The 10,253-nt window shown below is 70.8% G+C and carries 9 protein-coding genes and 1 pseudogene; 4 read left to right on the top strand and 6 right to left on the bottom strand.

All coding sequences use genetic code 11. The features are described from left to right. A partial coding sequence (locus QR77_RS02925) for an alpha-L-rhamnosidase C-terminal domain-containing protein (protein WP_078877740.1) occupies positions 1 to 2,514 on the top strand: 2,514 nt, incomplete at its 5' end. A gap of 88 nt (positions 2,515 to 2,602) precedes the next feature. Here QR77_RS02925 and QR77_RS02920 read toward each other — a convergent pair. Further along, positions 2,603 to 3,682 carry an NADH:flavin oxidoreductase/NADH oxidase gene (locus tag QR77_RS02920; protein WP_040027190.1) on the bottom strand — a complete coding sequence of 360 codons (1,080 nt, stop codon included), beginning with the start codon at positions 3,680 to 3,682 and terminating at the stop codon, positions 2,603 to 2,605. A 160-nt stretch (positions 3,683 to 3,842) separates the two neighbouring features. On the opposite strand from QR77_RS02920, the gene QR77_RS02915 reads away from it, so the two are divergent. Next, positions 3,843 to 4,193, top strand: a complete 351-nt coding sequence (locus QR77_RS02915) for a helix-turn-helix transcriptional regulator (RefSeq protein ID WP_040027189.1) — start codon at positions 3,843 to 3,845, stop codon at positions 4,191 to 4,193. Between the two features lie 142 nt (positions 4,194 to 4,335). Then, complete coding sequence (locus QR77_RS02910) at positions 4,336 to 5,031, top strand: DUF6214 family protein (RefSeq protein ID WP_052488490.1); 696 nt, start codon at positions 4,336 to 4,338, stop codon at positions 5,029 to 5,031. A 33-nt stretch (positions 5,032 to 5,064) separates the two neighbouring features. Here the strand turns inward: QR77_RS02910 and QR77_RS02905 are convergent, their stop codons facing one another. Beyond that, complete coding sequence (locus QR77_RS02905; protein WP_040019510.1) at positions 5,065 to 5,733, bottom strand: DUF305 domain-containing protein; 669 nt, start codon at positions 5,731 to 5,733, stop codon at positions 5,065 to 5,067. Positions 5,734 to 5,910: 177 nt separating this feature from the next. On the opposite strand from QR77_RS02905, the gene QR77_RS02900 reads away from it, so the two are divergent. After that, complete coding sequence (locus QR77_RS02900) at positions 5,911 to 7,407, top strand: hypothetical protein (protein WP_040019509.1); 1,497 nt, start codon at positions 5,911 to 5,913, stop codon at positions 7,405 to 7,407. On the opposite strand, the gene QR77_RS02895 is transcribed toward QR77_RS02900, so the two are convergent. The 4 genes and pseudogenes from QR77_RS02895 to QR77_RS48165 all read right to left on the bottom strand — a co-directional run. After that, positions 7,401 to 8,036: a TetR/AcrR family transcriptional regulator gene (locus QR77_RS02895; RefSeq protein ID WP_040019507.1), complete on the bottom strand. Its 636-nt coding sequence runs from the start codon at positions 8,034 to 8,036 to the stop codon at positions 7,401 to 7,403. The two genes, QR77_RS02900 and QR77_RS02895, sit on opposite strands and share 7 nt — an antisense overlap. A 239-nt stretch (positions 8,037 to 8,275) precedes the next feature. Continuing rightward, complete coding sequence (locus tag QR77_RS02890; RefSeq protein ID WP_040019506.1) at positions 8,276 to 8,986, bottom strand: HAD-IA family hydrolase; 711 nt, start codon at positions 8,984 to 8,986, stop codon at positions 8,276 to 8,278. A 138-nt stretch (positions 8,987 to 9,124) separates the two neighbouring features. Continuing rightward, on the bottom strand, positions 9,125 to 10,060 hold the full coding sequence (locus QR77_RS02885; RefSeq protein WP_040027187.1) for a M56 family metallopeptidase: 936 nt from the start codon (positions 10,058 to 10,060) through the stop codon (positions 9,125 to 9,127). Between the two features lie 75 nt (positions 10,061 to 10,135). Continuing rightward, positions 10,136 to 10,253: pseudogene (locus QR77_RS48165) on the bottom strand (DUF5134 domain-containing protein); the annotation flags it as partial.

Raw genomic sequence — 10,253 nt, 5'->3', positions numbered from 1 at the left:
GCCGCGGCCGACGCCGCGCCGGGCCCCGGCGGGTCACCGGGCGCCGACGCCTGGCACCGCTACGTACAGGCGCCGGCGAGCCGTACCGTACGCCCGGTCAGAACCACCGGCAGCACGGGCGACGTGACGCGCCCCGACGCGCTGCTCCAACCGGGCGGCCCCGTCACCGTCCTGCGCCGCCCCCAGTCCACGGCAGCGCCGCGCTGGCCGGAGGGCACGACCGCCGAGGCGTCGTCCGCACACGCCGGCAACAACGGCAACGACGGCAAGCCGCGTACGTACGTCGCGTCGAACGCCGTCGACGGGGACCCGGACACCTTCTGGAACGACGACACACTCGCCGCGTACCCCGACACCCTCACCATCACCCTGCCCGCCGCCGCCACCCTGCCGGGGCTCACACTGATCTCCAACAGCGACGGCGTACCTGTCGACTTCACCGTCGACACCTGGCAGGACGGCGCGTGGCGAAGCGCGGCGAGTGTCACCGGCAACAGCGCGGTCCAGCGCGCCGTCCCCTTCGACACGCCCGTCTCCACCGACAAGGTCCGGATCACCGTGACCGCCGACCAGGAGACCCCCGCCGGCACCTTCACCCGGGTCAACGAGGTCTGGCCGCAGCCGGTGGAGCCCGTCGAGGCCCCGAGCGTGACGGTGGACTTCGGCAAGGTCGTTGTGGGTTTTCCGCGTGTCCGCTTCACCTCGGCGTCGGACAACCGGCCGGGCGTGCGGCTCGCGTTCTCGGAGACACGGCAATTCCTCACCGACCGCTCCGACTTCACCCGTAACGACCAGAGCGACGGTACGAGCAGGGGCACCGACCAGTTCGCCGTACCCGCGGGCGGCGCCGACTGGAAGGACGTGAAGGGCTTCCAGGCCGGGGACCAGGTGTACGCCGACGGCCTGCACGGCTTCCGCTACGTGAAGATCACCCTGGACGCCCTGGCGTCGGACGCGCCGGCGGCCCAGCCCTGGGGCACCGTCTCGATCGACGCGGTCTCCCTCGAATTCACCGCCTACCTCGGCACCCCGGACACCTTCCGTGGCTGGTTCCTCTGCTCCGACGACGACCTGAACCGCTACTGGTACGGCGCCGCCTACACCAACGAGCTGGTCACCGACACCTTCCGGCAGGACGACGTCGACCCGCGCGACGCGTGGAGTGCGACGCTGGAGGGCCAACTGGTGCTCCAGGACGGCGCCAAACGGGACCGCGACCCGTACGTGGGCGACCTCGCGGTGTCCGCCCGCACCCTCTACCTCACCCATGACGACGCGGCGGAAGCCGCCCGTAACGTGCTCGCGGATCTCGCCGAGCACCAGCGCGCCGACGGATGGATACCCCCGGCCTCCATCAACAACTACACACTCCCGCTGTTCGACTACCCGCTCTGGTGGGTGACGTGCAGTTGGGACTACGTGCTCTACACCGGCGACCGGGCCTACGCGACCGGCTACTACCCGCAGTTGCTGAAGGTGCTCGACACCTGGTACCCGAGCGTCACCGACGACGCGGGACTGCTGAGCAAGGGCCTGGCCGACACCGGCGGATACGGCGACTACGCGTTCCTCGACCGCACCGGCCGGATCACGTACTACAACGCCAACTATGTGCAGGCGCTGCGCGACGCCGCCGCGATCGCCCGGTTCCTGGGCCACGGCGCGGACGCGGACCGCTGGTCCGCGCGCGCCGACGACGTCGCCAAGGCGGTCAACACCCATCTGTGGGATGCGGCGGCCGGCGCGTATCTGGACTCCGGCACCGGACCCGTACGGCACGCGCAGGACGGCAACGCCATCGCCATCACGGCGGGCGTCGCCGACAGCGAACGCGCCGCTTCCGCCCTCGCCCACCTCGACGCGACGACCCGGCTGCGGTACGGCAACGCGTTCATGGACAACGACACCATCTTCGGCGGGGCGTCGCAGCGGGTCTACGCCTTCACCTCGTACCCGGAGATCGTGGCCCGCTTCGAGACCGGCCGCGCCGACTCGGCGCTGGACCAGATCCGGCGGACCTACGGCTGGATGGACAGCCACGACCCGGGCATCACCAACTGGGAGGGGATCGGCCCGAACGGTTCGCTGTACGAGGACGCCTACACGAGCATGGCGCACGGCTGGTCCACCGGCGTACTGCCCGCCCTGACCCACCAGTTGCTCGGCGCGCGGCCGACCGCGCCGGGCTATGCGAGCTGGGAGGTACGCCCGCACCCTGGTCCTGTCGCCTGGGCGCAGGGCCGGCTTCCCACGCCGCACGGGCCGCTGGACGTCCGATGGACCAACCAGGGCGGCACCTTCAGCCTGACGGTGCGGGCCCCGCGCGGCACGAGCGGGACGGTGGCGGTTCCGCTGCCGGCGAGCGACGGGCGGGTGACGGTACGGGCGGGCCACCGGACGCTGTGGGACGGCCACCGGGCGACGGTGCCCGGCGTCACCAGGGACGGGGACCACCTCACGGTCACCGGCCTCGGGGCCGGGAGCCATACGCTGACGGCGGCCCGGGCCCGCTGACGAGGTGTGACGAGGGCAACAACGTGACGACGTGATCCGGTGACCGGAGTGCGATCCGGTCACCGGGCGGTGCGCCCGTTCAGGGCGCTCAGACGGCGCGCAGGTACTGCGGCGGGGTGTGCACGGTGCCGCCGAGCCGGGCGGCGGCCTGCCGGGCCCAGGACGGGTTACGCAGCAGCTCACGGGCGAGCAGGACGGCGTCGGCCTCGCCGTTCGCGAGGATCTTCTCCGCCTGGTCGGGCTCGGTGATCAGGCCGACGGCGGCGACGGGCAGCGCCGTCTCGGCCTTGACGCGGGCGGCGAAGGGAACCTGGTAGCCGGGGCGCAGGGGGATGCGTACCCCGGCCGCGTTCCCGCCGGAGGACACGTCGAGCAGGTCGACGCCGTGCGCCAGCAGCTCATCGGCGAGGCGCACGGTCTCGTCGGCGGTCCAGCCGCCCTCGTCGAGCCAGTCGGTGGCGGAGATCCGGAAGAAGACGGGCAGGTCGTCGGGCCAGACGGCGCGCACGGCGTCGACGACCTCAAGGGCGAACCGCACACGGTTCTCGTACGAGCCGCCGTACTCGTCGTCACGGTGGTTGCTGTGCGGCGAGAGGAACTGGCCCACCAGGTAGCCGTGGGCGCCATGGATCTCGGCGACCTGGAAACCGGCGTCCAGCGCGCGCCGCGCGGCGGCGGCGAACTGCTCGACGATCTCCTTGATCCCGTCCACCGACAGCTCGGCGGGCACCAGGTGCCCCTCGGCGAACGGCACCGGGCTCGGGCCCACGACCTCCCAGCCGTCGTTCTCGGGGCCGACCGGGCCGCCGCCGTTCCACGGCCGGTCGGTGCTGGCCTTGCGTCCCGCGTGAGCGAGCTGGATGCCCGAGACCGTGCCCTGCGTGGCGAGGAAGCCGGTGATGCGCCGGAAGGCCTCGACCTGGGTGTCGTTCCAGATGCCGAGGTCGTAGGGGCTGATCCGGCCCTCGGGGCTGACGGCTGTCGCCTCGGTGAGGATCAGACCCGTACCGCCGGTGGCGCGAGCGGCGAGATGCGCGAAGTGCCAGTCCGTCGGGGCACCGGCGTCCGGCCCTGTCGCGTCAGCGGAGTACTGGCACATCGACGCCATCCAGACCCGGTTGGGAATGGTCAGCGACCGCAGGGTGTACGGCTCGAACAGTGCGCTCACGGCGGACTCCAATTCAGAACGGGACGGTAGGTCCGGCGCCTCCCGTGCGGGGTGCCGGACTCTGAGTCGTACGGTACGCGTCGTAGTACGGCGGATGTCAAACTACGATAACCCTCGTACAATGGAGACTCCTCGATGAAGTGGAGCCGCAGTGGCCGCAGTGATCCCCGACCCGCCTCCCCGCCAGTTGGCGCACCCGCTGCGGGACGAGATCCGGCTGGAGGACGTCCTGCACGCGCTCGCCGATCCGCTGAGGCTGCGCGTCGTGCGCGATCTCGCGCTCGCCGGGCAGGAGGTGAGCTGCTCGTACACCGATCTCCCTGTGACGAAGTCGACCACCACCCACCACTACCGGGTGCTGCGGGAGAGCGGGGTGATCCGGCAGATCTACCGGGGGACGGCCAAGATGAACGGGCTGCGCGTGGACGACCTGAACGCCCTGTTCCCCGGTCTGCTCGACGGCATCCTGGGCGCGGCGACCGCGCAGGCTGCGCGGCTCGACGATCGCTGAATGCGCCGACAGGGTGCCGTGCGGCCCCGGCGCGCGCGCCCCGGCCGTAGGGGCAGATTTGCCTTATTAAGTTGTGAATGTGTCGGAACATAAACTGATCTCCGCTCAGAATCCCGATGAGCCCGCCGCCCAGGCGTGGCCCATGTGGGAGGTGCAGGGGTACGGCACCGTCACCGGCCCGGGGGACGGTCTTGACGGTGCGGAGCGGTGCGAGATCCGGCCGCCGTGGCTCGACGTCCGGCTGACCTTCGCCGACGGAGCCAGGCTCGACGTACTCGCGGTGGTCAGCGACGGCCGGATCGCCATCGAGGACGCGCAGGCCGATCCGCCGCTGGCGCTCGACGGCTTCGCCGCGCTGGCCGGGGTGATCAGAGCGCCGCTCCAGGACGCGTGCCAGGTGGTCACCGGGCGGCCGGTGCTGCTGGTGGACGACGACGTGGCTGACCGGGTCGCGCCGGTCGATCAGGTCGCTCAGCCGGTTCAGGTCGCGCAGGCCGAGCCCGTGGGGGATGCGGTCACCGAGCAGGCGGAGACCGGGGGAGACGCCGGTGTCCGGATCGACGACGGCGACGGCGACGGCAGCGGCAGCGGCGCCGAGGCCCCGGGTACGGGTACGGAGCCCGCGCCCTCCGGCAGGCGCCGCGCCCGCCAGGCCACCCCCAGGGGCGCGGAGGGCCGGCGCGGCGCCGCCGAGGTCTACCGCGCCGCCCAGCGGGAAGGGCGGGACCCCGTACTCGCGGTGATGGCCGCCACCGGACTCAGCCGCCGCAAGTCACTCAGACTGATCGCGGCGGCCCGGGACGAGGGCCACCTGACCCCCCGCCACCACCGCCGCTGATCCGCCCCGCCGACCTGCCCCGCCGGCTCAGCCCTACATCGCGCGCATCCGGCTCATCTCGCTGGTCTGCTGCGCGATGACGTCGTTCGCCATCTCCTCGATCAGGCCGTTGTTGCCCTCCGAGAGCGCCTCCGTGGCCATCGTGATCGCGCCCTGATGGTGCGTGATCATCAGCTTCAGAAAGAGTTCGTCGAACGCTTTCCCCTTCGCCGCCCGCAGTTGGGCGAGCTGGCCGGCCGTCGCCATGCCCGGCATCAGGGCGTGATTGTGGCCTTGCTGTTCCTTTGCTCCGCCATTGCTTTTCAGCCACCCTTCCATTGCCCCGATCTCGGGCCCCTGTGCGGCCGCGATGCGCTCGGCGAGCAGCTTCACGGGCTTCGAACCGGCCCGGTCCGGGACCAGCCGGGTCATCTCCAGCGCCTGACCGTGGTGCACGATCATCATCTGCGCATAGGTGAAATCAGCCGAGTTGGGGGTGTTGTCGGGGGCCGCCTTCAGGGCCTCCTCGGCGGAGAGCGTCTTCGCCGGTTCGCCCGGCTTGCCCGGTGCCACCACGCTCGACACCCCGCCGGCCGCCGTCTTGGCCGTCTTCGCCGTACTCCCGCCCGCCGAGTCGCAGGCTCCCAGGGCGAGTACGCCGGCCAGGGCCGCCGTCGCGACGAGGGACCTCCGGGCACGCGGACTCCTGCGGCGGATCAACACAGCGACCTCCTGCGGAACATGGTGGATTGAGGACTGTCTTAACACGCTTCCACTGGTGACCTGGGGAAAACTTTCATTACGTCTCTGTTGCCATCTGTTGGGATGTACATGATGAGGACCATACTGCCGTGATCCGTGAACTGTCCGATCCCCGGACGGACATCAAGGGAGGACGCAGTGACCTCGTTGCACCCCATCCGCGTGCGGCGCAGACGCCTGGCAGTGGTCGCGGCCGCCGCCGGGCTCTTCGCCACGCTGCTGGCAGCCGGACCCGCCGTCGCCACCCCCGATCCCGGTGACGCCCCCGCGCGGCAGGAGATATCCGCCGCCCAGGCCGCCGACGCCGCTGCCGCCGTCAAGCAGGGTGAGATACCGGGCGTGGACGAAATCGTCCACAGCTCCAACATCACGCACCTGGCCAACGTCCCCAAGGACGCGCTCACCGACCTCAACTCGGACCTGACGTTCCAGGGCAAGTACGCCTTCGCAGGCAACTACAGCGGCTTCCGGATCTTCGACCTGAGCAACCCGAAGGCCCCCAAGACCGTCGCCCAGGTGCTGTGTCCCGGTTCGCAGAACGACATCACCGTCTCCGGTGACCTGCTCTTCCTGTCGACCGACTCCTCGCGCAGCGACAACTCCTGCAACAGCGCCTCGCAGCCCGCGACGGAGAAGTCCTCCTGGGAGGGCATGAAGATCTTCGACATCAGCGACAAGCGCAACCCGAAGTACGTGGCCGCGGTGGAGACCTCATGCGGCTCGCACACGCACACGCTGGTCCCGGAGCGCAAGGACGTCTACATCTACGTCTCGTCGTACTCGCCGAGCGCGACCTTCCCCGACTGCCAGCCGCCGCACGACGGAATCTCCATCATCAAGGTGCCGCGCAAGGCTCCGCAGAAGGCCGCACTGGTGAACTTCCCGGTGCTCTTCCCGGACGGCGGCAACCCGGGCTCGCCCACCAACCCGGGCGTCTCGGCGACCACCGGCTGCCACGACATCACCGTGCTGCCCTCCAAGGACCTGGCCGCCGGTGCCTGCATGGGTGACGGCATCCTGTTCGACATCAAGAACCCGGAGCGCCCCAAGGTGATCTCCCGGGTCCAGGACAACGTCAACTTCGCGTTCTGGCACTCGGCGACGTTCAACCAGGACGCCGACAAGGTCGTCTTCACCGACGAGCTCGGCGGCGGCGGCGCGGCCACCTGCAACGCGGAGATCGGCCCCAACCGCGGTGCGGACGGCATCTACGACATCGTCGGCAAGGGCGACCACCGCAAGCTGGTCTTCCGCGCCTACTACAAGATCCCGCGCTACCAGGCGTCGACCGAGAACTGTGTCGCGCACAACGGTTCGCTGATCCCGGTCAAGGGCCGCGACATCATGGTCCAGGCCTGGTACCAGGGCGGCATCTCGGTGTGGGACTTCACCAACTCCACCAAGCCGAAGGAGATCGCGTACTTCGAGCGCGGTCCGATCTCGACCGACAAGATGACGACCGGCGGTTCCTGGTCGGCGTACTACTACAACGGCTACATCTACTCGAACGACATCGCCAAGGGCTTCGACGTGCTGAAGCTCGACGACCGCAGGACCGACCCGGCGAAGCGGGTGCGCATGGACGAGCTCAACGTCCAGACGCAGCCCGACTACTTCAGGGACTTCTCTCACTGAAGCATGCTGTCCTGATCTGTTCCGCCGGGCGGCTCGCCGCCCGGCGGAACACCGAACTCCCAGTCCAGGCCGTAGCGCCTGAACAACTCGGCCCGCAGCCGGGGCATCGGCATCGGCGCCCCCGGCATCAGGATGCCGAAGACCGCGCCCATCATCAGGGCGCGCAGCAGCGGGTAGTCGGCCTCGACATCCGTTGATCCGTAGCTCGCGATCGTCTCGCGCAGCATCGTGCCGAGCTTCTGCTGCTCCGGGCACTGCACGAACCCCTCGGCCTGGAGCACGCCCGCCATGTGCGTGCGCATGACCACCGGATCGGTCACGGCGAGTCCGAGGATGGCGTCGATCGCCCGCGCCAGCAGTTGTCGCCCGTCCTCCGTGCGCGGCTCACGCAGCAGGCCCTCCTCCAGCCTCATGTGCATCAGCCGGTGCACGGCCGACTGGAGGAGCTGGCGCTTCCCCGGGAAGTAGTACGAGACGAGCCCGCGGGCCGATCCCGCCCGGTCGGCGATGTCCGCCAGCGTCGTGGCCGCGTACCCGCGCTCGGCCACCAGCTCCACCGTCGCCTGCAGAAGCCGCTCCCGGGAACGCCTGCGAAGTTCTTCGTTGACCGACGGGCTTCGGGGGGACATGCTTGACTCCTGGCGTTGACTGGCTCTCAGCCAGTATACTCGGCGTGCTCCGTGACGAGGTCTTCCGGGCCTGGTCAGCAGGGGTACGGTCGGCTTTGGGCGACGCGGGGGATCGTCCAAGGCCGGCGTCTGTCCTGCCCGGGGGTACGGGGGTACGCGAGTGCCCGGGTGCGACGCCGGCGGGGCACGGTGTCCTACGTAGGACACCGTGCCCCGCCGATCGCGTGGGGCTCGGATTCTCAGGCGGGCAGGCCCTGGCCGGCCAGGGCGAGTACGGGGCGCAGCCCGGCGGGCCGCTCCTCCACCGGCAGGTGCCGCACGAAGTGCACCGAGCAGCCGAGGTCGGCTGCGCCGCCGTCGGCCGTGCGGTCGTCGCCCACCATCAGCACGTCGTGCGGATCCTGGCCCAGTTCCTCGCAGGCGGCGCGGAAGAGCCGTACGTCCGGTTTCTGGACGCCGTGCTCGTACGACAGCACATACGCGTCCACCAGGGCGTCGAGGCCGTAGGCACGGAAGACCGGCCGCAGGTCCCAGCCGATGTTGCTCACCACGGCGATGCCGATTCCGCCGCGCCGCAGCGAGCCGAGCACCTCGGCGGTGTCGGCGTACGGGCGCCAGGCGTCGGGCGTCTTGTGGCGGTCGTAGAGCGCGTCGTACAACTCGGGGGAGGGCAGCGGCACCTGCCGGGCGAGACCGGTGTAAGCGGCGCGGTGCATCGCGGCGCTCTCGTCGCGGGTGGCCCAGGCCTCGGCCAGTTCCGGCGGCACCTGCTGCGGGGTGGGACCGCCGGGCAGCGCGCCCGCGACGGCGAGCCCCATCGCCCTCCGCCGTACCTCGTCGGGCGGCACGCTGATGCCCGCCTCGTCGAGCACTGCTTGTAGCCAGGATCCCGCTGATTCGATGCGGAAGAGAGTTCCGGAGAAATCGAAGAGCACAGCCTTGAACGTCATGCGCCTGATCCTTAACCGATCCGCGCTTCCCGGACAAGGCCGGACGCGCGTACGTGGCGATCGGGCGGGACGCCAGGACGCCCGCCGAGCAGCCGACGCGCCCGGACATTCGAACGCCCATGCGCTCCGGGGCTTGGGCTATCCGAGTGCGCGCAGTCCAGGACCGAAGGCGATGATCAGCGGAATGACCGGTACGAGCGCCGCCGCCGCCGTCAGGCGCAGCCTGCGGCCCGCCGTGAGCCGGGGGACGGACGACAGCAGCCGGTTCACCCGCTGCGGGACCTGCGCGTCCGGGGTGGTGCCGGGGCCGAAGACACCGCGGTCCTCGTTCAGTTCGACCAGGGCCAGCGCGATCGTCCGCCGGCCGAAGCGCCGCGACGCCACGTCGTCGGCGGCCAACTCGACGAGCCGGTGCATCTCGTCGCGGAACGCGGCGAACACCGGAACCTGCGGGAAGCCGTTCGCCAGCGCCCCCGAGCAGTGCCGCAGCCAGTCGTGCCTGGCGCGCGCGTGACCCTGCTCATGGGCGAGTACGGCGTCGAGCTGACGGCCCTTCAAGCGGCGCAGCGCGGCCGTCGTGATCACGAGCTGCGGCGCGGTGCCCGGCAGCCACCAGGCGTCGGGGCGCTCCGCCTCCAGCACGACCAGCGGCGCGCCGCCCGGCTCCTCGCCCGGCAGGACGGGGGAGCGGACCAGCAGGTCCTTACGGCCCTGCCTGCGCCGCCTGCGTGCCCGGTGGATCTCACGGCTGAGCATCGCCGCCGTCCACAGCCCGCCGCTCGCCAGAACCACGGCGATCACGGCCGACCACGGCCGGTGCGCCCCCAGTGCGTACGCCTCCATCACGCCCTGCGGCGCCGGGGCGAAGACATGCCCCCGGACCGCACCCCAGGCAGCGGCGGCGCTGAAGATCATGGACAGCGCGAAACTCAGGAGTACGGCGGCCACCACGCACTGCCACACCCACAGGGCCACCACGGGCTCCAGCTCGGGCCACTCGGCGCGTGACATCAGCCGCGGTGCCACGACAGCGGCCAGCACACCGAGCAGCAGCAGCGCCAAGGAGACCGTCATGGTCACCAGACTATGAGGGTCCCCCTTGTCAGGGGTACGGACTTGCGAGGCATGTGACCCACGCCACGTTTCAGGTCAGAGCGTCAGGAGCATCGCCAGCATGGCTATGCCCATGGACAGCCGGCACGCCGGCGCCAGCTCCGGCCGGTCGCCCCAGGACACCGCGAGACCCCCACCCGCCCCGGCCCCCGCC

It is taken from the genome of Streptomyces sp. 150FB, from assembly GCF_000818195.1.
Classification (GTDB): Bacteria; Actinomycetota; Actinomycetes; order Streptomycetales; family Streptomycetaceae; genus Streptomyces.
The sequence above is the reverse complement of the archived record's forward strand: the minus strand, read 5'-3'. Positions and strand labels throughout refer to the sequence as shown.